This is a genomic window from Clostridium simiarum (assembly GCF_018919175.1).
Taxonomy (GTDB): Bacteria; Bacillota; Clostridia; order Clostridiales; family Clostridiaceae; genus Clostridium_L; species Clostridium_L simiarum.
On sequence record NZ_JAHLQL010000001.1, the window covers coordinates 729,295 to 755,410 of the forward strand.

23 protein-coding genes are annotated in these 26,116 nt (G+C 30.2%); 1 reads left to right on the plus strand and 22 read right to left on the minus strand.

What is annotated here, in order from left to right; translation table 11 throughout:
* Positions 1-43: 43 nt before the first annotated feature.
* The 10 genes from KQI89_RS03445 to KQI89_RS03490 all read right to left on the minus strand — a co-directional run bounded on the left by KQI89_RS03445 (position 44) and on the right by KQI89_RS03490 (position 11,565).
* Positions 44-1,162, minus strand: coding sequence for a glycosyltransferase family 4 protein (locus KQI89_RS03445; RefSeq protein WP_216455914.1), 1,119 nt, complete (start codon positions 1,160-1,162; stop codon positions 44-46).
* A 5-nt stretch (positions 1,163-1,167) separates the two neighbouring features.
* Complete coding sequence (locus KQI89_RS03450) at positions 1,168-1,884, minus strand: WecB/TagA/CpsF family glycosyltransferase (protein ID WP_216455916.1); 717 nt, start codon at positions 1,882-1,884, stop codon at positions 1,168-1,170.
* Between the two features lie 21 nt (positions 1,885-1,905).
* The gene (locus tag KQI89_RS03455; protein ID WP_216455917.1) at positions 1,906-3,156 is read right to left on the minus strand and encodes an O-antigen ligase family protein; all 1,251 of its coding nucleotides are present in this window, start codon (positions 3,154-3,156) and stop codon (positions 1,906-1,908) included.
* Positions 3,157-3,200: 44 nt separating this feature from the next.
* Positions 3,201-4,295 carry a glycosyltransferase family 4 protein gene (locus tag KQI89_RS03460; protein WP_032121731.1) on the minus strand — a complete coding sequence of 365 codons (1,095 nt, stop codon included), beginning with the start codon at positions 4,293-4,295 and terminating at the stop codon, positions 3,201-3,203.
* Between the two features lie 68 nt (positions 4,296-4,363).
* The gene (locus KQI89_RS03465) at positions 4,364-5,752 is read right to left on the minus strand and encodes a sugar transferase (RefSeq protein ID WP_032121732.1); all 1,389 of its coding nucleotides are present in this window, start codon (positions 5,750-5,752) and stop codon (positions 4,364-4,366) included.
* A 296-nt stretch (positions 5,753-6,048) separates the two neighbouring features.
* Positions 6,049-6,963 (minus strand): SDR family oxidoreductase, encoded by a 915-nt coding sequence (locus tag KQI89_RS03470; protein WP_032121733.1) that lies wholly within the window; start codon positions 6,961-6,963, stop codon positions 6,049-6,051.
* Positions 6,964-6,976: 13 nt separating this feature from the next.
* Positions 6,977-7,888 (minus strand): UTP--glucose-1-phosphate uridylyltransferase GalU, encoded by a 912-nt coding sequence (galU, locus tag KQI89_RS03475; protein WP_216455919.1) that lies wholly within the window; start codon positions 7,886-7,888, stop codon positions 6,977-6,979.
* A gap of 84 nt (positions 7,889-7,972) precedes the next feature.
* The gene (locus KQI89_RS03480) at positions 7,973-9,046 is read right to left on the minus strand and encodes a tetratricopeptide repeat protein (RefSeq protein WP_216455921.1); all 1,074 of its coding nucleotides are present in this window, start codon (positions 9,044-9,046) and stop codon (positions 7,973-7,975) included.
* Positions 9,047-9,120: 74 nt separating this feature from the next.
* The gene (locus tag KQI89_RS03485) at positions 9,121-10,854 is read right to left on the minus strand and encodes a phospho-sugar mutase (protein WP_216455922.1); all 1,734 of its coding nucleotides are present in this window, start codon (positions 10,852-10,854) and stop codon (positions 9,121-9,123) included.
* A 126-nt stretch (positions 10,855-10,980) separates the two neighbouring features.
* Positions 10,981-11,565 carry a 50S ribosomal protein L25 gene (locus KQI89_RS03490; protein ID WP_032121737.1) on the minus strand — a complete coding sequence of 195 codons (585 nt, stop codon included), beginning with the start codon at positions 11,563-11,565 and terminating at the stop codon, positions 10,981-10,983.
* A 188-nt stretch (positions 11,566-11,753) separates the two neighbouring features.
* On the opposite strand from KQI89_RS03490, the gene KQI89_RS03495 reads away from it, so the two are divergent.
* Positions 11,754-13,214, plus strand: coding sequence for an aminotransferase class I/II-fold pyridoxal phosphate-dependent enzyme (locus tag KQI89_RS03495; protein ID WP_216455923.1), 1,461 nt, complete (start codon positions 11,754-11,756; stop codon positions 13,212-13,214).
* A gap of 37 nt (positions 13,215-13,251) precedes the next feature.
* On the opposite strand, the gene KQI89_RS03500 is transcribed toward KQI89_RS03495, so the two are convergent.
* From KQI89_RS03500 to dprA, 12 genes are all read right to left on the minus strand, one after another.
* Positions 13,252-13,827: an indolepyruvate oxidoreductase subunit beta gene (locus KQI89_RS03500; protein ID WP_032121739.1), complete on the minus strand. Its 576-nt coding sequence runs from the start codon at positions 13,825-13,827 to the stop codon at positions 13,252-13,254.
* A 1-nt stretch (position 13,828) separates the two neighbouring features.
* Positions 13,829-15,589, minus strand: coding sequence for an indolepyruvate ferredoxin oxidoreductase subunit alpha (gene iorA / locus KQI89_RS03505; RefSeq protein WP_216455924.1), 1,761 nt, complete (start codon positions 15,587-15,589; stop codon positions 13,829-13,831).
* Positions 15,590-15,607: 18 nt separating this feature from the next.
* Entirely contained in the window at positions 15,608-16,504 is an 897-nt protein-coding gene (locus tag KQI89_RS03510) for a phosphate butyryltransferase (RefSeq protein ID WP_216455925.1), read from the minus strand.
* Positions 16,505-16,948: 444 nt separating this feature from the next.
* Positions 16,949-17,734, minus strand: coding sequence for a phosphatidate cytidylyltransferase (locus KQI89_RS03515; RefSeq protein WP_216455927.1), 786 nt, complete (start codon positions 17,732-17,734; stop codon positions 16,949-16,951).
* Between the two features lie 17 nt (positions 17,735-17,751).
* Positions 17,752-18,456: an undecaprenyl pyrophosphate synthase gene (uppS, locus tag KQI89_RS03520; protein WP_243125459.1), complete on the minus strand. Its 705-nt coding sequence runs from the start codon at positions 18,454-18,456 to the stop codon at positions 17,752-17,754.
* 147 nt (positions 18,457-18,603) lie between these two features.
* Positions 18,604-19,161, minus strand: a complete 558-nt coding sequence (gene frr / locus KQI89_RS03525; RefSeq protein WP_216455928.1) for a ribosome recycling factor — start codon at positions 19,159-19,161, stop codon at positions 18,604-18,606.
* A gap of 15 nt (positions 19,162-19,176) precedes the next feature.
* Positions 19,177-19,890: a UMP kinase gene (pyrH, locus tag KQI89_RS03530; RefSeq protein ID WP_032121745.1), complete on the minus strand. Its 714-nt coding sequence runs from the start codon at positions 19,888-19,890 to the stop codon at positions 19,177-19,179.
* 78 nt (positions 19,891-19,968) lie between these two features.
* Entirely contained in the window at positions 19,969-20,892 is a 924-nt protein-coding gene (tsf, locus tag KQI89_RS03535; RefSeq protein ID WP_032121746.1) for a translation elongation factor Ts, read from the minus strand.
* A gap of 75 nt (positions 20,893-20,967) precedes the next feature.
* Entirely contained in the window at positions 20,968-21,669 is a 702-nt protein-coding gene (gene rpsB, locus KQI89_RS03540; protein ID WP_216455930.1) for a 30S ribosomal protein S2, read from the minus strand.
* 199 nt (positions 21,670-21,868) lie between these two features.
* Complete coding sequence (gene codY, locus KQI89_RS03545) at positions 21,869-22,645, minus strand: GTP-sensing pleiotropic transcriptional regulator CodY (protein ID WP_032121748.1); 777 nt, start codon at positions 22,643-22,645, stop codon at positions 21,869-21,871.
* Positions 22,646-22,874: 229 nt separating this feature from the next.
* Entirely contained in the window at positions 22,875-24,962 is a 2,088-nt protein-coding gene (topA, locus tag KQI89_RS03550) for a type I DNA topoisomerase (protein WP_216455931.1), read from the minus strand.
* Positions 24,963-25,033: 71 nt separating this feature from the next.
* Positions 25,034-26,095: a DNA-processing protein DprA gene (gene dprA, locus KQI89_RS03555; RefSeq protein ID WP_216455932.1), complete on the minus strand. Its 1,062-nt coding sequence runs from the start codon at positions 26,093-26,095 to the stop codon at positions 25,034-25,036.
* Positions 26,096-26,116: the final 21 nt, after the last annotated feature.

Consider the following 26,116-nt stretch of genomic DNA (forward strand, 5'->3'; position numbering starts at 1 on the left):
TAAAGCCTTTTATTATATCACATATATTTTCAACAAATCATTTTTATATCTTTACTAATTCTTCATGAAGATAATCTATTATTTTGTTCCAATCATATTTTTCTTTAGTAAGTTCGTAGGTTTTATTACTTATATATTCTAAATCTAAATTATATATACTTTCCTCTAATGCCTTTGTTAAAGTATTTACGTCACCTACAGGAACAAGCCTTCCATTATTGTCTCCAACTATTTCTTTTGCTATACCTACATCCGTTGCCACAATCACATCTCCAAAGGCGGCAGCTTCTATAAAAGCTATTCCAAAGCTTTCAAAGTCGGATGTTAAAGAAAATATTTTTGACCTTTGATATTCCATATAAAGTTCTCTTCTATCGTCTATATTTCCTTTAATAATGACTTTATTAATGACTTTAGGATATTTAGCAAAATAATCACTAATATAGCTTTCAAAGTTTTTTTCCACAGGCCCTACCAGCACTAATTTCCAATCTGTCTTTTCTATATCTTTAATATTAGCAAAAGCCTCTAATAGCATAGAAGTATTTTTTTCTTCAGCACCTATCCTTGCCACATTTAAAATAATATTTTCTTTTTTAGAAAAATCATACTCTAAGTTCAAAGTTTCTATATAATCATAATCCACTCCATTAGATACTTTTATTATTTTATGTTGTTGTCTAGGCAATAGTTCTTTAATTTTAGGATATAACTCCTCTTGTTCTACACTTATTAAATCAATCTTACTAAAAAATTTATTTAAAAATCTGTAGCTTAAAGCATTTAACCCCCGGATTCTTTCTACTAACTTATGACTACAATCAAGCTTTAGATATATCTTTCCCTTTGGATTAAAAGCTTTGTATATGTAAGCATATATAACTGAAGATAATGTTGTATGAAATATTTGTATTATATCATACTCTTTAGCATGCTTAATTAAGTAGACAGCCCCATCTAAAGAAAAACTATGAAAAAATTTTTTTGCAAAATTTATATTTAAACCCCTTACTTCTTTGTTTAAGTAAGGATATTCTCCATTTTCATAGGTTATAACAGAAGACTGAAAACCATGCCTTTTAAAAAGTTTATAGGGAATCATACCCATATCCTTAATCAAATGTACATTTTCCGTCTTTAAATATTGCATGCCATATCTCATAAAATTCACCCTACATTCTTATATACTAAAGCCTTAAACATAAATTTAGGAATAGATCCTAGTCTTTTTATTCTCCATGGCTCTTTAGCTACCCTATAAAGCCACTCTATACCTAATTTAATCATCCATTTTGGTGCCCTTTTTACCTCTCCAGCGATTATATCAAAACTTCCTCCCACTCCCATATATATTTTACAAGGAAGCTTGTTCATATACTTTATTATAAATCTTTCTTGCCTTGGACACCCCATTGCAACAAATAACGCATGCGGATTACATTTATTTATATCTTCTATTAAATCATCACAATTTTCTAAGTCAAAATATCCATCTCTATAGCCTACAACTTTAACATTTTTATAGGTTTTTTCTATAGTATTTTTGCATTTTTCCACTACCTGTTTTTTCGCTCCTAGCAAGTATATGGTTTTGCTAGCCTTATCACAATAACTTATTATATCTTGCATAACTTCAACACCTGCAATTTTTTCCTTTACCTGAAGTCCCTTGATCTTGGCTGAATAAACCACTCCAACACCATCAGGTATTATTAAACTCTCCTCTGAAACAAAGTTATTGTAAAGCTCTTTTTCATACAACCCTTGATATAATACCTCTGGATTGCCAGATACTACATGTATCTTTTTCTCTTTATTTATTATTTTTTCTATTAGTTCATCTTTATATCCGTTATAAATTGGATATCCTAAAATATCAATCATGACTTCACATCCATTTAATTTCTAGTTATTAAATATTATAATATTTTCTTTAATATACTCTCCCATAAATACAAAAATCCAAAATGGAACCATTATCTGTGGTACAAAGAATATATTATCAAATAGATTTAATGTAAGCATAACAATCAAAGATACAAAAAAACCTGTGTAAAAATTCTTATAATAACCTTTTAAGTTTTTTCTTAAAAAATTAACTGTTTTTAGCATCTTACTAATTATTAATATAAAAACTATAAATGCAAAAATACCAAGTTCACTAAATACTTTAATATATGAGTTGTGGCTTGGATATGCACTTATAGATTCCATCCATAATTCAGGGTATCTTTCAACATAACTATCATAAAGTGCTGAAAAGTTCCCATTTCCTACTCCTTTAAAGGGATGCTCTCTAATCATTTTTAATCCTATTCTCCATATATTTACCCTAGACATATTTTGAGATACATCTGTAAATTGAAGTATTCTTCCCCTAAAAGAAGGAAATGCTAATGCTCCAACACCGCCTAAAACTAATATGTATAAAAATTTGTAGCTATAAAGTAAAGCTAGGCATACTATTCCTATACTCAATGCTAACCAAGAATTTCTTGAAAAACTCAAAATTATATTTGTAAATATTAAAGCTAAATTAATTCCATAAAAAGCTTTTAACGTCCTATTTTTTTCAATAATAAATATCATTAAGGCTGGAAAAAAGCTTAGAACCAAAAAAGCTCCAAATCCATTAGGGTTACCAAGAGTTGCTTGAACTCTATTAACTTCATCCATTATTACTACTGTAGTAGATATTCCTTTCCCTGTAAAAAACTGAAATATACCAACAAGACATAAAATTCCTGTATATACAAAATAACTTGTAATAAACATTCTAAAAAAACTCTTATTATTTAGTTCTAAATAAACTATTAAACCTAAAAATACATAAGTAAGAAGTCTTATGGCCTCTCCTACAGAAACTGCTTTATAAGGTGCATACAGGGTAGACGTAATCATAAAAACAAATAATAATAGCATGACTTTAACAAAATTATTTCTAAATATCTTTTTACTATTAATAGTTATATACTTCTTTACATCTCCACATCTAAATACAGAAATTATATATACTAAGAAAAAGAAAAATAATACTACATCAGAGGGACTTATATTTTTGTAAATACTAAAATCCACCGGTAAAAGTAAAAGTGTCGCTATATAAATATTTAGCATAAAAAATATTATTTTTTTAACTTTATAAGATAATTGCATGTTTTACCTCCAAACTTAAATTTTAAAAAAGGTTGAATGTATTTTTATAGGGTATTTTCATATATTTCTTTTGTAAGCTCTATCATTCTTTCTAAGGAATAGATTTCTTTACAATATTTATAGGCATTTTCTGCTTTTTCTACTGCTTCTTCATAATTATTTATAACATATTCCATAGCATTTTTCATCTGTGAAATAGAAGCTTTTTCAATAATTAACCCATATTTATCCTCTTTTAATATATCTTTTATAGCACCTACATCCGTAGATATTATTGGTATCCTTTGCTTTATAGCCTCTAAAATTACAAAGGGAAACCCTTCTTTTACAGAAGATAAACTAAAGCAATGAAATGTATTCATAAGATCTTCTGCATTTTCCTTAAATCCCAAAAACTTTATCCTTTGCTCTCCTTCAGCTAAAGAAGTCATCTCATCTTTTAATATACCATCTCCAATTAAAATAAGTTCACAATTAGGATAACTCTTTAACAATTCTTTAAAGGCCCCTATTAGATATCTATGACCCTTAGTCTCATAAAAGTTAGCTACAAGGCCAAATCTAAATATCTCATCTCTTGATATCTTATGCTTTTTAGGTGTATTATTAAAATCTATGCCATTAGGGATATAAGTTAGTTTTCTCTTAGGCACTATACCTAATTCTTTTGCTATAAGCACATCTTTAGGATCTACACATATTATATTATCACTAAATCTTGCTTCTCTCTCTTCTGCTTTTTTATATATGAACTTTTTAATATTATTCATCGGCTCATTAAAAACGAATCCATGAGCTGTATAAACAATATTAGGTACCATAGCACTCCTTGCTGCTTCCCTTCCTATAACCCCCGCCTTAGAGCTATGACAATGAACTATATGAAAGCCTTCTTTTTTAAACTCTTCCACAAGGTATCTATAAGCTTTGTAATCCTGTGCTGGGCTTATCTCTCTTACCATATGAGGAACAACCTTGTGTTTAACTCCTATGCTCTTTAAGGAATCTATCATCTTTCCTCCACTTGCGGAATATACAGTGATATCGTAGTAAGATTTTAATCCTTCACATAATAAAAGTATATTCTTTTGAGCTCCTCCCATTTCAGACTGAGTAATCACATATGCTAACTTTCTCATTTTAATTACCTCTTAAACTATTTTATTTAACATGTTATAAAAGATATTAGGTTAAGGCCTAATATCTTTTAATCTTTATCTATAACTATTTCCGGATTTTCTTTTTCAACTATGTCTATTAAAGATTGTTCAACTTTTACACCTTCTGAACTTTCTTTCATAAACATTATTTTAATAGTCTGAAGTATAAGCTTTAAATCTAGCCAAAATGAATAATTCTTGATATATATTATATCATATCTTACCTTATCTTCTGGTGTTGTAGTATATTTTCCTAAAACCTGCGCTAATCCAGTTAAACCAGCCTTTACAAGAGTTCTATATTTAAAATCTGGAATCTCTTCTTTAAATTTTTCTACAAAGAACGGTCTTTCTGGTCTAGGCCCTACTACACTCATGTCGCCTTTTAATATATTAAAAAATTGTGGTAATTCATCTATTCTAGTAGCTCTCATTATCTTACCTATTTTTGTTATTCTTGGATCATCTTCTCCTGCTAAAACAGGTCCTGTAAGTTTTTCAGCATTCATTACCATAGTCCTAAATTTTAATACATCAAAGTTCTTTTCTCCTATGGTTACTCTTTCTTGTTTATAGAATATATTGCCTTTATCTGTTATCTTTATACATATTGCAGCTATTAACATAATTGGACTAGTGATTATTATTCCTATAAGAGATATTATAATATCTAGTATTCTTTTGAATAGCCTTTGTTCAAAGGTTAATCCTAACTTTTGAACTTTAAACATAGGAATATCATCCGCCCTATTTAATTTAGAGTTTAATATAGCAATTTCATATATATCTGGTATTATATATATACTTTTTCTATCTGCCAAACATCTATCCACTATATTTCTTTTTACATTATAATCTACATCGTTGCAAATAAATACAACCTCCACATTGTCCAAATATTCTTCAATATTCTTTGACTTGCTGCTACATATATATTTTACATTATATAGCTCTCTTTGCTTTAATAGTATTTTTTTTGTAACATTATCTACACTTTCATCTCCAATTATTAGTGAATCTTTTACTCCATGTTGTATTCTTTTTACCTTCCACACCAAGCTTCTCCAAAAACATAATAAAACAAATTGAATAAAAGGACTAATCACAAGAACGCTTCTTGGAAATGAAAATCCTCTAGCAAAAAATGTTATAAAAGCAGTGGTTATAAAAAGTGAAATTACGGTTAAGGTTATAGAGTATATAATCTCCCCTATACCTTTTTTTAATATATCGCTTAAACCAAACACATACATAAACACCAAATAAGCTATAACTATAAAAGGTATTATATCTATAAACGGTTCTAAATTGAACATCGGTGGTTGGAATTCAAATTTTATAATAAAAGCTATATATACTGACAAAATTACTAATAAAGAATCAATTAGATAAGTGCCTAATTTAAATATTTCTGTAGCAAATTTATTACTTTTCATATTGCACCTCATTTAAGCTTGTTTTCTTAAATAATTTTACACTCTAAAATATGTTAAGTCAATTTAATTATGCATTAATAGGAGAACCTTAGTAAAAACCCTTGAAAAAATAAAGAACTCTTAATTCATAAAAGTTCTGTACAAGCTTAAGTTAAGCAAAAGTATTTCTTTAATACATTAGATTATAAGCTAACTTACAATACTAAAATTAAATTCTAGAGTTCTTTATCTTTATATTTAATGCTATTATACTAAATCTACATAATAGTATTAACTTGAACTATGATTTTAGTGATTTATAATCCTTTATAAAAATTAATAGTTTCTTTTATTCCTTCTTCTAAAGAATATTTCGGTTCCCAATTACCTTTATTCCTTATTTTTTCAAAGGTCATATAACTATGCCTAATATCTCCATGCCTTTCTTCTCCATATATAGGTTTTAAGGAATCATCTATTATTGAGCTTATCAAATCAAATAGATTATTTACTGAGATTTTACTATTTGTGCACACATTAAATATATCATTTTTAAGGTTGTTCATAGCCAAAATATTTGCATCAACTACATCCTTTACATATACAAAATCTCTAGTTTGCTCTCCATCTCCAAAAATATATATTTTTTGTCCTTCTAACATTCTTTCACAGAATATAGACACCACTCCACCTTCGCCTGTAGAGTCTTGCCTTGGCCCATATACATTTGCATATCTTAATACTGTATATTCTATACCATACAAAACACTATAAACTTGAAGATAATGTTCAACTGTATGCTTTGTTATCCCATATCCGCTTATCATGTTTAATGGATGTTTTTCATCTATAGGAAGATATTCTGGCTCTCCAAAAATAGCAGCAGAAGCAGGATATATGATCTTTCTTACATTGTGTTTTTTAGAACATTCTAAAAGATTTATTGTGCCTATTATATTTATCTCTGCATCCATGATAGGATTATCCAAAGATTTAGGAACACTAATTTGTGCTGCTTCATGAAAAACCACTTCAGGTTTCTCCTCTGAAAAAATCTTTTCTAAGTCTTTACTTCTAATATCTACATTGTAAAACCTTGCCTTAGGATTTATATATTCTCTCTTTCCATGGCTTAAATCATCAACTATAACAACCTGATGTTCTAATTCAATTAATCTGTCTACTAAGTGCGAACCGATAAAACCCGCTCCACCTGTAACTAAAACTTTCAAATTTTTCTCCCCCTTAGTTACTACTATTTTTTATCTTTTCATAAAGTTCCTTAAATTCTTCATTATGTTTTATACCTAGTAAGTATTTCATGAAGTTTTCTTTTAAATCTTCTCTTCTTAGTGCAAACTCTATACTTGCCTCTAAGAAACCTTGCTTATCACCTACATCGTATCTTCTTCCTTGGAAATTATATGCATACATGGGTTCATTTGAAACAAGCTGTCTTAAAGCATCTGTCAGCTGTATTTCACCATTTTTTCCTGGTTTTGTTTCATCTATTATATCAAATATTTGAGGAGTAATTATGTATCTACCTAGTATAGCCACATTAGATGGAGCTTCTTCCATCTTAGGCTTTTCTACTAAATCCTTAACTTTATATACTCTATCTTCAATATGCATACCTTTAACAATTCCGTATTTACTTACATCTTCCATAGGTACTTCCTGTACCCCCAGAATAGTAGTTTTGAACTCATCAAAACAATCTACTAGTTGTTTTAAACATGGAGTATGACTTTCTACCACATCATCTCCTAACATTACCGCAAAAGGCTCATTTCCCACAAAAGTCCTAGCACAACCTATAGCATGCCCTAGCCCTCTAGGCTCTTTCTGCCTTATGTAATGAATGTTTACCATATTAGATATATCTTTTATCATGCTCAATAGTTCTTCTTTTCCTGAATGCTCTAGCTCTTGCTCAAGCTCTACAGATTTATCAAAATGATCTTCTATTGCTCTTTTATTTCTTCCTGTAATTATTAAAATTTCTTCTATACCTGAGGCCACTGCTTCTTCAATTATATATTGAATTGTTGGTTTATCTACGATAGGAAGCATTTCCTTTGGCTGTGCCTTAGTGGCAGGTAAAAACCTTGTGCCTAATCCTGCCGCAGGTATTATTGCTTTCTTTACTTTCATTATTTTACCGCTCCTTCCTTAAGGCTATAAATTAACTTACTTACTACTATTATTTATATTAATTAATAATATTATGCTACTTTGCTATTTCATAGATTTTTCTATTTCAATTAATACTTCATCCTTAGGGTCAATTTCCTTAGCTTTTTTAAAATAATTATTTGCTTCCTTTTTATCTCCAATTTTTAAATAACACATTATTAAGTTGGTACAGAATTCAATACCTTGTGACACTTCAAAGCCTTTTTTAAAATATGATATAGCATTTTTATAATCTTCTATATGTGCGTGGTTCAAGCCCATTTCATTAACCACTTCTAGTATATTATCATCTATATTCCTACTTTGATTTAAATAATAAATGGCTTTTTCATAACTACCGATAAGTCTATATGCTACAGCTATATGATAAAAAAGCATGGCATTATCTTCATAAGTATCTATCATTGGTAATAAATACTCTAAAGCTTTACTAGGATTATCATAAACTAAGCTTTTACCTTCTTCATAATCTAAAGCATCTTTAATAATCTTTTTTAATTCTACAGCTTCTTTTTTATTACTACCTTCTTTTTTAATACATTCCTCAATAGATAATAGTGCCATTTCGTACTTTTCTTCATCTTTATATATTAAGGCTTCATAAAAATAAGGAAAACCATAGTCATTTATACTTTTTAAATACTCAATAAGTTTTAATTCTTCCACAGCAAAATCTCTTTGCTTAACTCTTAGTACTTCTGCAATACATATGGCCTTTTCAATATTTTCTTCCTCTTCTTCTACTGCTATTAATCCTTTTAATAAAACATAAGCCTCTTCATAATCTTCATTTTTAACATAGCTTGCTATTTCACTTTTTATGTAATTTATAGCATTATTATTTCTTATTATCAAAGTTTTATATATATTATTATATTTAAAATCTTCATCTAAGCCTAGAACTAAAAACATTGACTTGATTATTTTATGTAGTGGTATACTATCAAATTCATAAGTTTTTATTATTTCTTCAGTAATATAAGATGCCTCTAGGGGTATAAATATATCTTCTTTATATATTAATTTTGTTTTAAAAAGTTCTTCTAAAGCTTCCTTTTTTACTTGGATAAAAACTAATTTTTGAAGCTTTTGTTTAAATTTAGATTGAATACTCAAAAAATCACTCCTTCTATCAAATATTACATCCAAAATCATATTTAACAAACATTAATACGACTTTGGATGATATTTTACTCCTCAAAAGCACAGTTTATTATATCCATAACACTATTTTCAAACTCAGTGATTTTTTCTTCTGCATTATTTAAATTATTAGAAGAAATTGAAAGATATACTTTCATTTTAGGTTCAGTGCCTGAAGGCCTTACTACAAACCAAGATTTATCCTCTAATAAAAATTTTAGCACATTAGACTTAGGCAGCTTTATAATATTTTCTTCAACTTTTATAATGTCCTTTTCTACACTAGTTTTATAGTCCAATTTTTTTATAATATTTACTCCATTTATAGTAGGTTTCATAGAGTGTCTTAAGTATTCTATACACTTTTCAATTTTTTCCTGACCTTCTTTGCCCTTTAACTCAATGGATATAAGCTTCTCTTTATAATATCCATATTCATCATATATGTCTATTAATGCATCATACAATGACCTTTCTTTTTCTTTATAATATAATGTCATTTCCGCTATTAGCATTGAAGTAATAACTGCATCTTTATCCCTTACAAAGTTTCCACTTAGATATCCGTAACTTTCTTCAAAGCCAAATATAAAATCTTTAGAGCTATCTTCTTCAAATTCTTTTATCTTTTCTCCAATATATTTAAAGCCTGTTAATACATCCATTACTTCCACATCATATTCTTTAGCAATGCTTCTTACAGAGTCTGTAGACACAATGGTTTTTATTATAATTGGATTTTTAGGCATTATATTCTCCTCTTTTAATGAACTCATTATGTAATGAGAAAGAAGCATGCCTACTTCATTTCCAGTTAATACTCTATACTGTCCTTTTTTATCTCTTACTACTACTCCTATCCTATCGCAATCAGGATCTGTTCCAATTATTATATCAGGATTTATATCTTTAGCCATTTCTAAAGCTAATTCAAATACTTTAGGATCCTCTGGATTTGGATAGGCAACCGTTGGAAAATCCCCATTTGGCAGTTCTTGTTCCTTAACCACATGAAGATTAGAATATCCTAACTCACCTAATAATCTTCTTACAGGAATATTTCCTGAACCATGAATAGGTGTATATATTATTTTAAGCCTTTCTGCATTTTCTTTTACAAGATTCTTTCTTAAAGATAATTCCTTAACCTTTTCCATATAGCTACTATCTATATCTTCTCCAATATAAATTAACAACCCTTCTTTTATAGCTAGGTCTTTATTTATAGTCCTTATCATCTCAAAAGTGTCAATATTATTTATATATTTTAATATAGATTTTGCCTTAGCATCTGTAACTTGCCCTCCATCTTCACCATAAACTTTATACCCATTGTATTGTTTAGGGTTATGTGAAGCAGTTATTACTATGCCTGCATTACATTTTAATTGTCTAACTGCATAAGAGAGCATGGGTGTAGGTCTTAAGCTTTCAAATATATAAGTCTTAATACCATTAGCACATAATGTAAGTGCAGCTTCCTCTGCAAATTTCTTAGACATATTTCTTGAATCATAAGCAATAGCTACAGAAGAATCACTTTGTATATCTTTTAAATACTCTGCTAAGCCTTCAGTAGCCTTTCCTACCGTATATATATTCATTCTATTTGTACCTGCACCAATTATTCCTCTTAAGCCACCAGTTCCAAACTCTAAATCCTTATAGAATCTATCTTCAATCTCTTTATCATTATCTTTAATGGTAAGCAATTCATTTTTAGTTTCCCTATCAACCTCTGTTGAATTTAACCATTGTTTATATTTTTCATAATGGTACATAATTAATATCCCCCCAGTAAATTGTTGACAAAACCATTATACTAAAAAAATTACCATAAGTATATAATTGCACAATAAAAATTACCTGTATATGTTATAGTATTATAGCACATATACAGGTAATAACTACTTTTCTTCTAGGGAATCTTCATCTACTTCATCTAACCTTGAAACATAACTTATAGAGGCTATGACTGTGTTAATATCCTCTAAATTAATTATCTCCTCTGCAAACTCAACATCTTCCATCCTAAGTACAGTTCCTATTTCATCAGCCTTTAAATCAATTTCAATACAGTGAGGTATGTGCTCTGGTTTACATTTAACTTTTATCCTATCTCTCTCCTTTTGAACAACTCCCCCTCTTCTTAAAATTTCCTCTTCATTTCTAAAAGCTATAGGCACTTCTGTTTGAACATACTTATCCTTATTAATGGCTTCCAGGTCTATATGTAATATTTTGTGAGTAATTGGATCCTTTTGAACTTCTTTTATAATAGCTTTTTGTTCTTCTCCTTCAAAATCTATATTTACTATGCCATGAGAGCCATATTTTGAAATATTTCTTTCAAGTTCCAATTCCCCTACTTCGAACATAAATGAGTACTTATTTTTTCCATATATTATACCTGGTACTCTTCCAGATCTTCTTAGTTTATTTCCCTTATTTTCTCTATTATTCCCTCTTTTATTTATCTTTAAAATTTCCATATATATCCCTCCTTTTTTGTATTATTGACTGGTTAGCGAAATAATATACACTATATTTTTTTTATTACCATTTTATATTGCATTTAAAGTTTATATAACTTATAATAATATTGTTTTTTATGAGATTATAAAATTCACTATTTTCAAGGGTTCGCCCAGTATGATATGAAAGAAGGTGCCATAGCAAGGTGTATAAATTAGATCAAAATGAAACCCCTCTATTTGATGCCTTATTGGAATATGTTAATAGAGAAACAATACCTTTTCATGTACCCGGCCATAAAAAAGGAATTGGTATGGATGAGGAATTTAAAAGTTTTATTGGAGAAAATCCTTTTAAGATTGATGTAACTGTTTTTAAACTCGTAGACAGCCTGCATCATCCTACTGGTCCTATAAAAAAGGCTCAGGAGTTAGCTTCCGATGCCTATGGATCAGAGGCTGCATTTTTCTCAATTCATGGTACTTCTGGAGCAATTCAAGCCATGATTATGTCTGTAGTAAATGCTGGTGATACAATAGTGGTTCCTAGAAATGTACATAAATCTGTTACCGCCGGCATTATTTTAAGCGGTGCTGTTCCAGTATATATGCAACCTGAATTAGACAAAGATGTAGGGATTGCTCAAGGTGTCACTCCTGAAACTGTAGAGGCTACCTTAAGAGAGCATCCTGAAGCAAAGGCAGTTTTAATAATAAATCCAACCTATTATGGTGTGTCAACGGATATTAAAAAGATAGCAGATATTGTGCATAGTTATGATATACCTTTAATTGTAGATGAAGCTCATGGTCCTCATCTAAGTTTTAATGATAAATTACCTATGTCAGCTATAGAAGCAGGTGCAGACATTTGCTCACAAAGTACTCATAAGATAATAGGAGCACTAACTCAATGTTCACTATTACATGTAAACTCAAAGTATGTAGATCCTACAAGGGTTCAACAGATTTTAAATCTACTTCAAACAACGTCACCTTCATATATACTGATGGCCTCTTTAGATTGTGCTAGACGCCAAATAGCTTTACATGGAAAAGAACTACTTGAAGGATCCATAGCTCTTTCTAATTATGCTAGAGAAGAAATAAATAAAATACCTGGATTCTATTGCTTTGGTAATGAAATCTTAGGCAATCCTGGGGTTTTTGCCTTAGATCCTACTAAAATTACAATTACTTGTAGAGACTTAGGTATTACTGGATATGATTTGGATATGATTTTATCTACTAAATATCATATCCAAATGGAACTTTCAGATCTTTATAATGTATTAGCTGTTGGTTCTTTTGGAGACACCAAGGAAAGTATAGATAAGCTTGTAGAGGCATTAAAAGAAATAAGTGAAGAGTATGCATCTAAAAATACTAAAAAACCTGACTTTATTGATATACCACCTATTCCAGAAAGGGTTTTAATACCTAGGGAAGCTTTTAATGGTACAAAGGAATCTGTTCCTTTAATAGATAGTGTAGGTTTGATAAGCGGTGAATTCTTACTAGCATATCCTCCAGGTATTCCTGTTTTATGTCCTGGTGAGAAAATTACTAAGAACATAATTCAGTATGTTCAAGAACTAAAAGATGCTGGTCTCTATGTTCAAGGTACAGAGGATCCTAAAGTAGAATATATAAAAGTTGTTAAATAAAAAATGGAGAGTGTGCACTCTCCATTTTTTATTTACTTTAGAATTCCATTCCCATTTTTAAAGCCTTTTTGTTCAACTCTAAGGCTTTACTTGGTACATTATCTTCTAAAATCTTATCCCAATTAATACCTTCTATTGAAAGAGCCTTTATTAGAGCTCCTAATAAAAGCACATTTTGAGCTTTTATATTACCTAATTCTTCTGCTATAGCTGCCGCATTAATTATAATAGAATTTTTAACTAAATCCTTTAACTTTCCAGTGACATTTTCAGGATATTTTTCACTGCCTATAAGTACCGTAACTGGATGTATTTCATAATCATTTACTATTAATGCCCCATCTTCTTTTAGATAAGGTAACCATCTAGCAGCTTCGCTTTTTTCAAAGGCTACAATTACATCAGCTGTTCCCTTTTCTATTATAGGAGAGTATACTTTTTCTCCATACCTTACCTGAGTTGTTACACTTCCCCCTCTTTGAGCCATTCCATGTACCTCTGACATTTTCACATCATACCCTGAATTCAAAAGGCCTTCAGTCAATACTTTAGATGCCAATATGGTTCCTTGTCCACCTACGCCTACAAATAAAATATTTTTTATATTACTCATTTTATTCACCCACCTTTTCAATAGCTCCAAACTTACAAACTTGTTTACAGACTTCACATCCATTACACATATTTTTATCTATACTTACTACTCCATCTTTATAATTTAGAGCTGGACAGCCTATCCTTAAACAAGCTTTACATCTTTTACATTTATCTGGATCTATTTTGCACTTCATATTTGCTCTATATTTAATTACATCCTTTATCAATGCACAAGGTCTCTTTGTTATTATTACAAAAGGTTCTTCACTATTGTAAGCATCCTTTACTGCTGTTTCTGTAGCTTTTAAATCATAAGGATCTACTACCTTTAAGTTCTCTTCTTTTATACCTAATGATAATACTAGACTTTCTATATCTACCATTGGAGCTTCTTTTCCCTGTAAGGTCTTACCTGTACCAGGGTTTTCTTGATGACCTGTCATACCAGTTATTCTGTTATCTAATATACATGTAACTATTGGTATTCCATTATAAACAGAGTCTATAAGTCCTGTTATACCTGAATGGAAAAATGTAGAGTCCCCTATAAAAGCAAATACTTTAGATTTACTACCAGACAATTCTCTAGCTTTTTGCATTCCCAATCCACCAGATATAGAAGCACCCATACAGATAACCGTATCGGTAACACTAAGAGGTGGCATCATTCCAAGAGTGTAACATCCTATATCCCCTGTAGAAATTATATCTTTATATTTTGAAACTGCATAGAATATGCCCCTATGTGGACAACCTGGGCATAGTACTGGTGGTCTTGATGGTGGAACTATATCAGAGCCATAAACGGAGTTAATTTCCTTTTCCAAAATAGCCTTTCTTATAATTTCAGGATTTAATTCCCCGCATATAGGTATAACTTCTTTCCCAATACAGTCTATACCCATTATTTTTATTGCATTTTCTAAGTAAGGCTCATTTTCTTCTATTACATATAACTTATCTACCTCTTCAGCAAACTCTTTTATCAGTTTATCAGGAAGAGGATAACTCATACCAATCTTAAGATAAGAAGCATTATCACCAAAAACTTCTTTTGCATATTGATAACTTATTCCACTAGTAACTATACCTACAGAGGTATCCTTTAGCTCTATCCTATTCAAATAAGTTTTATTAGAAAACTCTTTTAATTTTTCTAACCTTTCTTCTACTTCATAGTGCTTTTTTCTAGCATTTGCTGGTATCATAATATACTTAGATACATTTTTCTCATAGGGTTTTATATCTACCTCTACTTTTTCCCCTAACTCCACAATGCCTTTGGAATGAGACACTCTAGTAGTACTTCTAAATAATACCAAAGTATCAAATTCCTCACTAATCTTAAAAGCTTCTTTCATAAAATCCTTACATTCTTGAGAGTCAGAAGGCTCTATTAATGCTACCTTTGCATGAGGAGCATATAACCTATTGTCTTGCTCATTTTGAGAAGAATGCATCCCCGGGTCGTCTGCTGTAACCACTACAAAGCCTCCATTAACCCCTTCATAAGCCATAGTAAAAAGAGGGTCTGCTGCCACATTTAACCCTACGTGCTTCATAGTACTTAAACTTCTAGCTCCTCCTATGGATGCTCCAGACGCAACTTCAAACCCCACCTTTTCATTGGGTGCCCATTCAGCATAAACTCCTTCATAAGTAACAAAGTTTTCTAATATTTCTGTACTTGGAGTTCCAGGATAAGCAGAAGCAACTTTACATCCTGCCTCATAAGCTCCTCTTGCCATGGCTTCATTTCCAGACATTATAACTTTCATAAAGATCTCCCCCTAAAATTAATCTATTAGTGATCCTAATGCTATAGAATATAATTTTGATTTTGCAGAATCTGCTCTTGATACTAATACTATAGGACATTTTGCTCCTACAATGATCCCTGCACTTTCAGCTCCAGCAAAATAAGTAAGTGACTTACCAAGGAAATTTCCTGACTCTATGTTTGGTACAAGCAATATATCTACATCACCTGCTACTTCACTTTTAATCCCTTTATGCTCAGCTGCCTCCATTGATATAGCATTATCTAAAGCCAAAGGACCATCTACTATACATCCCTTTATCTGTCCCCTTTTATTCATCTGAGCTAACATAGATGCATCTACTGTAGCTTGCATAGATGTATTTACTACCTCTACCGCACATATAGGTGCTACCTTAGGATTTCTAATATTAAGACTAGTTGCTACTTTTACTGCATTATTTAATATTCCAACTTTTTCATTTATATCAGGATAAGGTATCATACCTCCATCTGTTAAAAATATTAACTTATGGTAATTGGGAACTTCATATAACATTACATGAGATAGTAAACCTTTTCCCCTAAGTCCTGCATCTTTATTTAATACTTCCTTTAATAAATCCGATGTACTAAGCATACCCTTCATTATAAAATGGGCTCTTCCAGTTGCTACTTCCTCAACTGCTCTTTTTGCAGCCTCCTTGTTATCCTTTTCATTAATTATATGAATATTTTCTATAGATATATTATTTTCTGTAGAAATACTCTCTATCTTTTCTTTATCGCCTACTAATATGGCATTTATAATTCCCAGTTTAACTGCTTCAGATACTGCCGCTAACACTTCTTTATCCTGAGCAACAGCCACAGAAAGAGTTTTAACCTTTCTATCTTTAGTAATATGAACTAATTCATTTAAAGTTCTTATCATATACTACTCCCCTCATCATTAATTTATTAAGTGATTCTAAGATTAAAATGAAGTTTATTTAAAAGAAATACCTTCCTCCATCTTAATCTTAGAAGAACTTGTCCAAAGTGCCGCGTGTCTCGCATACCATTTATAAGAAATTAGAGAACCAAAATCTATGATTTTAGTTGCATGTTACTTTTACAAAGCACACAAAATATTATAGTCCATAGACATGATATAAATACTTATTAATACTAAGATTTGATTAATATTTTTATTAATGCAAATCTACAGTATCAAATTTTGTAATTTTCTCTCCTTTTAGTATATTATAAGTAGTCTAATTGTTCAATTTATTCTGCTAAAGCAATTTGAATATTCACTAATTGAAAAAAAGAGACATATATTTTTATATGTCTCTTCATAAAAACAAGCTATTTCTTTATAAATTATCAACTAAAATTATAACAAAAAATGAAAATAATAAAATACTACCACCGATGAAAATACTACACTGTCAAATCTATCTAATATTCCACCATGTCCTGGTATCAAATTACTATAATCTTTTATGCCTACATATCTTTTAATGGAAGATGCAGCTAAATCTCCAAACTGACCAAATATTCCACACAGTAATCCTAGTATTATATAGTGATGAATAGCAATAGGAACATTTTTACTTATAAAAAATCCGTATACTCCACAAGCAATCATGCTTCCTACAAGTCCACCTATAGATCCTTCAATGGTTTTCTTAGGACTTACTTTTGGACATAATTTTCTTTTTCCAAAGAATCTTCCTGCATAATAAGCTGTTGTATCACAAGTCCAAGAAGATAAAAATATTATCCACACTAAATATTTACCATAAGGCATTTCATTTACCAGAGAAATAAAGCTAAAAAATACACCAGAATAAATAAATCCTAATATAGTTACTGATATGTCTATAAAATTGTATTCTGTATTTATTACAGGTATTATTAGAAGAATAAATGTTAAAGCTATAACAATAAGTAATGATATGCTCATATTTGAATTAAAAATGTAATATGTCAAACAAGCTAAATAACCAATTAATGGTATAGGTTTTAAATTAATTTCTTTAGCAGCCTTATATATTTCGTACATACCCATTAAAGATAAAGCTAAAGAAATAAATTTTAGATAAATACCCCCTATAAATAAGAATATAACAAGGGGAGATAATATTAACGCCCCTAAGTATCTACTGTTGGGTTTCAAATAATCACCTACATTCTCTATTTTATACCACCAAATCTTCTATCTCTTTTTTGATAATCAATTATGGCTTTATGAAGATGATAGACATTAAAATCTGGCCAATATATATCTGAATACCAAAACTCTGAATAAGCACATTGCCACAATAAAAAGTTACTTATCCTCTGTTCTCCACTTGGCCTAATTATTAGATCTGGGTCAGGCATTCCTTTTGTATAAAGATAACTCTCAAAAAGTTTTTCATCAATGGTATTTGTTGAGGTTTTATTGCTTTTAATATCCTTAATTAACTTATTAATGGCATCCATTATCTCATCTCTTCCCCCATAATTTAGAGCAAGATTCATAACTACTCCCTGATTATTCTTAGTTCTTTCATAAGCACTTTTCAGCTCCTCTTGACAAGGTACTGGTAGTTTTTTTATATCTCCAATATGATTTATAACTACACCATTTTCATGAAGTTCATTAAATTCATTTTTTAAATATTGAATTAAAAGTTTCATTAAAGTATCTATTTCTTCTTTAGGCCTCTTCCAATTTTCTGTAGAAAAAGCATATAATGTTAAATACTTCACACCTATCCTATTACATTCTTTTACAATACTTCTTATAGCTTCTACCCCAGCTTTGTGTCCCATTGTTCTAGGCAAGTTCTTCTTTTTTGCCCATCTACCATTACCATCCATTATTATCGCAATATGTTTTGGAATATTATTCATATCTAATTCTATATGTTCTTCATTGTTTACTAGTTTCTTCTTAAATATATTAAACAACTGCAATGCCTCCAATACTAAAATAAATTAGTAAATAAAACCTGCAAAAGCAGGTTTTATATCTTAAAAATAATTTAAAGGCATAGCTAACTATATTGACATTATCTCTGTTTCTTTGTCATTTATCATTATATCTACTTGTTTTATATAGTTATCAGTTACCTTTTGTATATCCTCTTCACCTTTTTTAACTTCATCTTCTGAAACGTTACCGTCTTTTTTCAAATTCTTTATTTTATCGTTAGCTTCTCTTCTTATAGACCTTATAGCTACCTTAGCATCTTCCCCTGTTTTCTTTACATTTTTAACTAAGTTTTTTCTTGTTTCTTCAGTTAATTCAGGTACCATAAGTCTTATAACAGCTCCATCATTTGAAGGATTTATACCTAAATCTGATTTTAAAATTGCCTTTTCAATATCTTTTAACGTACTCTTTTCCCATGGCTGAATAAGCAACAATCTTGGTTCTGGAGCAGATATGTTAGCTACTTGATTTATAGCCGTCATACTTCCATAATACTCTACCTCAATTCTATCAAGCATTGTGGGATTAGCTCTTCCTGCCTTCATTGTAGCTAAATCATTTTTTAACACTGACATAGTCTTTTTCATTTTTTCTTCAGCTTTACTTGTAATATCCTTTATCATAATAACCCTCCTATATTATTTTGATGATACTAAAGTACCCATTTCTTCTCCCATTATAGCTTTTCTTATATTTCCTGGATCATCCAATCCAAATACTAATATAGGTATATTATTGTCCATGCATAAAGATGTAGCCGTAGAGTCCATTACTTGTAACCCTTTTTCTAAAACTTCTATATAAGATAAACTATCAAACTTTTTAGCATCTGGATATTTATGAGGATCTTTATCATAAACTCCATCGACTTTTTTAGCTAATAATATTACATCTGCTTCTATTTCTGCCGCTCTTAATGCAGCAGTTGTATCTGTTGAAAAATATGGATTTCCAGTTCCTGCAGCAAATATCACTACTCTTCCTTTTTCAAGATGTCTCATTGCCCTTCTTCTTATAAAAGGTTCTGCAATTTCTTTCATCTCAATTGCGGTTTGCACTCTTGTTTTTACCCCGATGCTTTCAAGAGAATCTTGAAGTGCTAAGGCATTTATGCAAGTTGCTAGCATTCCCATATAGTCCGCTGTGGTTCTATCCATCCCTTCACCACTTCTACCTCTCCATATGTTTCCGCCTCCAACAACAGCCCCAACTTCAACTCCCATATCCACTAGCTCTTTAATTTCAGTTGCAATTCTTGTAGCTACATTAAAATCTATACCAAAACCATTAGCTCCTGATAAGGCTTCACCTGATAGCTTAAGGATAACTCTCTTATATTTGCAAACTCCCATAATATAATAACCTCCAATAAAATTATTACTTTAGAATAGATATTTCTAAAAAAAGAGAACACTGCAGTGTTCTCTTTTTTATTTTCCCTGCTGCATTTGCTTTTGAACTTCTTCAGCAAAGTTTTCTTCTTTTTTCTCTATTCCTTCACCTTTTTCAAATCTTGCATATCTATTGATCTTTATTTCTGATCCTACTTCTTTAGATTTTGCTTGGAGATACTTTGTTATAGTGTAATCAGGATCTCTTACCCAAACTTGCTCAACTAAGCAAACTTCTTTGTAGTATTTTTGTATTCTTCCATCAACCATCTTATCAACTATCTTTTCAGGTTTTCCTTCATTTAAAGCTTGAACCCTATAGATTTCTCTTTCTTTTTCTATTGCATCTTGGTCTACAGAAGTTTTATCTAGGAATAGTGGATTTGCAGCTGCTACTTGCATTGCAACATCTTTAGCAACTTCTTCTAATATCTCACTATGTTTTTCACATCCTAATTCAACTAAAACTCCAATTCTTCCTGATCCATGAACATAGCTAGAAATTGCTCCATTTTCAATGTTAAATTTAACAAATCTTCTAACATTCATGTTTTCTCCAAGTTTAGCTATTAATTCTGTTAAAACTTCTTTTACAGATTTAGTTTCATCAGCTATGTATTTCTCTTCTATGAAAGCATCAACATCAGCTGCGTTAGATACTGAAGCCATCTTTGCTAAATTTTTAGCAAGCGCCATAAATTCTTCATTAACAGCAACAAAGTCTGTTTCACAGTTTAATTCAATCATTCCAGCGTTTTTCTTATCATCTGAAACGAATGTCTCAACTATTCCTTCAGCTGCAACTCTTCCAGCCTTCTTAGCAGCTGCTGCTAAGCCTTTTTCTCTTAATATTTCAACAGCCTTTTCCATATCTCCGTTAGATTCAGTTAAAGCCTTTTTGCAATCCATCATTCCAGCGCCAGTTCTGTCTCTTAATTCTTTTACAGATTGTGCAGTAATCATTTTAATTCCTCCTTATTGGTTAGTTTAAAAGGTAAATGAAACATATGCCTCACCTACCTCTTATATTAATTATAGTTATTCTGCTAACTGTTCCCCTTGTCTTCCTTCGATAATGGCATCTGCCATTTTAGCTGTTATTAATTTAACTGCTCTTATGGCATCATCATTTCCTGGTATTACATAGTCAACTTCATCTGGATCACAGTTTGTATCAACTATTCCTACTACAGGTATTCCTAATATCTTAGCTTCTGATACAGCATTCTTTTCTTTTCTTGGGTCAACAACAAATAATGCTCCTACATTGCTAACATCCATGTCTTGAATTCCGCCTAAGTTAGCTTCTAATTTTTCCATTTCGTTTTTAAGATTAGTAACTTCTTTCTTTGGAAGAACATCGAATGTTCCATCTTCTTCCATTTGTCTTAAATCATTTAATCTCTTTATTCTAGTTTTTATAGTTTTGAAGTTTGTTAACATTCCACCTAACCATCTATTGTTAACAAAGTGCATTCCTGATCTTACAGCTTCCTCTTGGATAGCTTCTTGAGCTTGTTTCTTAGTTCCAACAAAAAGAACATCTTTTCCTTCTATTGATAACTCTCTAACGAAATCATAAGCATCATCTATCTTCTTAACTGTTTTTTGAAGATCTATTATATATATTCCGTTTCTTTCTGTGAATATATATGGAGCCATCTTAGGGTTCCATCTTCTAGTTTGATGTCCAAAATGAACACCTGCTTCTAATAATTGTTTCATTGAAATTACTGCCATTGTTTTTACCTCCTTGGTTTTTACCTCCATTATCTTCATATCTATAAAATACCTCTAGGGCACCCTTTTATAAATTGGATAATGTGTGTATTTTCTCCTTTGATAGTATATCATAAGGTTAGTATAGTATCAATATTTATTTTAAATTTTAATTTATTTTTCCTTCTTATCCATAAAAAAAGTAAAAGGTTTTATCCCTTTACTTTATTTTTTTTAATTCATCTAGTAACTTATCATTTAATATCTTGATATGAGTACCCTTCATTCCTAAAGATCTGGATTCAATTACTCCAGCACTTTCAAACTTTCTAAGAGCATTTACAATAACGGATCTTGTAATTCCCACCTTATCTGCTATTTTAGAAGCAACTAAAAGACCTTCTGGTCCATCTAATTCATTAAATATGTGTTCCACTGCTTCTAATTCAGAATAGGATAATGTTCCTATAGCTAATTGAACTACTGCTTTTTTACGAGCTTCTTCTTCTATTTCATCTTGCTTAGCTCTTAACATTTCAAGGCCTACAATTGTAGCACTATATTCTGCTAAAACTAAATCATCATCTGTAAAAGAATCTCCAAACCTAGCTAAAAGTAAAGTTCCTATTCTATCCCTATTTCCTATAATAGGAACTATAGTTGAGTTCTTTCCTATTAGATTACATTCACAACTATCTTCAAAAACACAATTTCCTTTATTAGCAACATTAGATAATGTATCGTGTATATTTAAAAGACTGTTGTTATACTCCTCCGGAAATCTTCCTTCATTTAATATTTTGCTTTTAACTCTATCGCACTCAAATCCTTTTGAAAAATTATGACCTAAAATTTTTCCTTTTCTGCTAACTATATATACGTTACACTCAAGTACTTCACTTAAAAGCTTACAGATATCATCAAATATAACTGGTTCCGCTCCAGATTTTTGCAGTATTTTGTTTAGCATTCTGGTCTTATTTAATAACGTGGACATTTTATTTCCTCCTTGTAATAAGTAGTATATAAATAATAGTATTCCTCTATAATTTATACAGCTGTAAATTGTTTTAATATTTTAAACAATTTAAATATTTAGAATTGTCATAGCTTTACCTAAATTATAATATCACACTAGTCAATGATTTTCAACTGTAATTTTATTAATTCGACATATTACTACCTATGTTTAAATAAAATTCATATTTAATCAAAAATATCATCAATTAATCCTGCTTTTCTTTATCCACGTATTTTTTATGTTTGCAATTTGAATTGGAACATTCAAAGTAATTTCCTTTGGATTTACTGTATTTCTTATACATAAAAGTACCACATTCACTACATTTCTCTTCTGAAGGTTCAGCCCAACTAACAAAATCACAATTTGGATAGTTGGAGCATCCATAAAATTTATTACCTTTCTTACTTCTTTTAACTACTAGAGTACCACCACATTTAGGGCATGGGGTTTTTAACTCTTCTACTATAGGTTTGGTATTTTTACACTCTGGATATCCAGGGCAAGCTAAAAATTTACCAAATCTACCATACTTAATTACCATCATTCTGCCACACTTATCGCAGGGAACATCACTAACTTCATCTTCTATGGTTATTTTAGATATTTCTTTTTCTGCTATATCTATGGAAGTCTTCAAAGGTTTAAAAAACTCATCCACTACTTTTTTCCAAGTTTCCTCTCCCTCTTCTATACTGTCTAATTTTGTCTCCATAGCAGCAGTAAATTCTATATCTACTATCTGCTTAAAATATTTTTCCATTATGTCATTTACTATCTTACCTAATTCTGTTGGAAATAAACTTTTTTTCTCTCGTTCTATATATTTTCTATCAAAAAGAGTGGAAATTGTAGGAACATAAGTACTAGGTCTTCCTATACCTTTTTCCTCCATAATTTTTACAAAACTTGCTTCAGTATACCTTGCTGGCGGTTGAGTAAAATGTTGTTTTCCATCTGTTTTATTGCATTTTAAAATTTCACCTTCACTAAGCTCTGGAATTTTCGTATTTCCTTCTTCTTCCTCTACTAAATACTCATATATTTTCATGAATCCTTCAAATTTAACTGATGATCCATTAGCTCTAAAAGTATAGTCACCATTCTTTATTTCTATTGAAATGGTATTTAATACACAGGAAGCCATTTGACTTCCTACAAATCTATTCCATATTAAAGAATACAATTTATATTGCTCATCTTTTAAGCTACCCTTTACTTGCTCAGGTGTTATATTTACGTCTGCTGGCCTTATAGCTTCATGGGCATCTTGAGCATTTTTCTTTCCTTTATATGTTCTTATTTCTTTTGGTATATACTCTTTCCCATAGTTTTTTTCAATAAAATCTGCTGTAGCCTTTTGAGCTTCATTGGATATCCTTACAGAGTCTGTTCTCATATAAGTAATTAGTCCTACAGTTCCATGTCCCTTTACATCTACCCCTTCATACAGTTGCTGTGCTACAGCCATAGTTCTTTTAGTAGAAAAATTTATTTTTTTATAAGCATCCTGTTGCAATGTACTCGTAGTAAAAGGTGGAAGAGGATTTTTGTTTTTTACAGATTTTTTTATCTTTTCTACTATGAATTCTCCTTTTTTTATTTGATCTATAATATTATTTGCTTCTTCTTCATTGTTTATTTCTATTTTCTTGTTTTTATAATTTGTAAGTTTTACAGTAAACTTTGATTTATCCTTTGAAAGTAAACTATCTATTGTCCAATACTCTTTTGGAACAAACTTTTCTATTTCTTCTTCTCTTTCACATATTAAATTTAAAGCTGCTGATTGTACTCTTCCTGCACTAAGACCCCACTTTACATTTCTCCATAAAATTGGACTTATTTCATAACCTACTAGTCTATCAAGAACTCTTCTTGCCTGTTGAGCATCTACTAAATTTTCATCTATCTCTCTAGGACTTTTTATAGAACTTTTTACAGCAGTTTTAGTGATTTCATTAAACTCTATTCTGCATTTCTGTTTTTTATCTATATTTAATGCAGTTGCTAAATGCCAAGAAATTGCTTCTCCTTCTCTATCAGGGTCCGTAGCCAAATAGATTTTATCACTTTTCTTAGCTAACTTTCTTAACTTTTCTAATAATTCACCTTTACCCCTTATAGTTATATATTTAGGGTTATAATTATTATCTACATCTACCCCTAACTGGCTTTTAGGTAAGTCTCTAACATGCCCCATAGAAGCCTCTACAACGAAATTTTTACCTAAATATTTCCCAATAGTTTTTGCCTTTGCTGGTGATTCAACAATTACTAAATTTTGTCCCATATACTACTCCATAATAAAAATGGAGATTTCACCCCCTACATAATGTAATCCCAATATATCTTTATATTAATTTAAATATTTTTAACATAATAATTACCTGCCAAGCATATTATTTCTTCAGTAAGTTGCATTTCAAATAATAACTCATACAATACCTTTATGTCAATATTACTTTTGTTAGCTATTTCATCTATATGTATAGGTCTATCCTCTATAAACTTCATCAAAAAATTTTTATTTAAGCTTTTTCTATTATTATTTTTCCCTTTACTTTTTTTAGATACCTTCAATATATCTAATATATCATCTATATCTGTAAATACATATGCTCCATCCCTTATTAGTTCATTACATCCTCTGCTTTGTTTCCAATAATAGCTTCCTGGTACAGCCATAACATCCTTGCCTTGAGATAAAGCATAACTTGCAGTAATTAGAGTTCCACTTCTTTGTGCAGCCTCTACTATTATAACTAATTTGCTTAATCCACTTATTATTCTATTTCTTCTAGGAAAATTCATCCTATAAGGCTCAGTTCCAGGCATAAACTCAGAAATAATACATCCTTTTTTAGAAATCTCTTCATATAAACCTTTATTTTCTTTTGGATAAACTACATCTAATCCACACCCCAATATGCTACATGTATATATATCTTCATTTAAAGATAGTCTATGAGATATACTATCAATTCCTCTAGCTCCTCCACTTATTATATTGATATCATAGTCCTTTAAATTCTTAATTATATATTTAGTCATTTCTTCTCCATAATCACTACACCTTCTGGAGCCTATTATAGCTACATTAGTACCTCCTTGCAACCTTTTCACATTTCCTTTATAAAATAACACAAAAGGAGGATCCTCTACCTGTCTTAATTGTTCTGGATATTTGCTATCTCCATAAAAACAATATTTTATATGATTTTTTTCTAATTTTTCTATAAATTCTTCTGTATCCTTACTTAAACTTTCTTCTAATTTACTCCATATATACATAAAATAATTGCTATTTCTCTGAGTAATCATATTATCGTATATATTTTGTGGATCTCCATAAGCTTCTAATAGTAAAACCTTTTTATTATTAGATATATCACTTAATATAAAATTAAATTCATAATTATTCATATACATCACCTTAAAATCTTT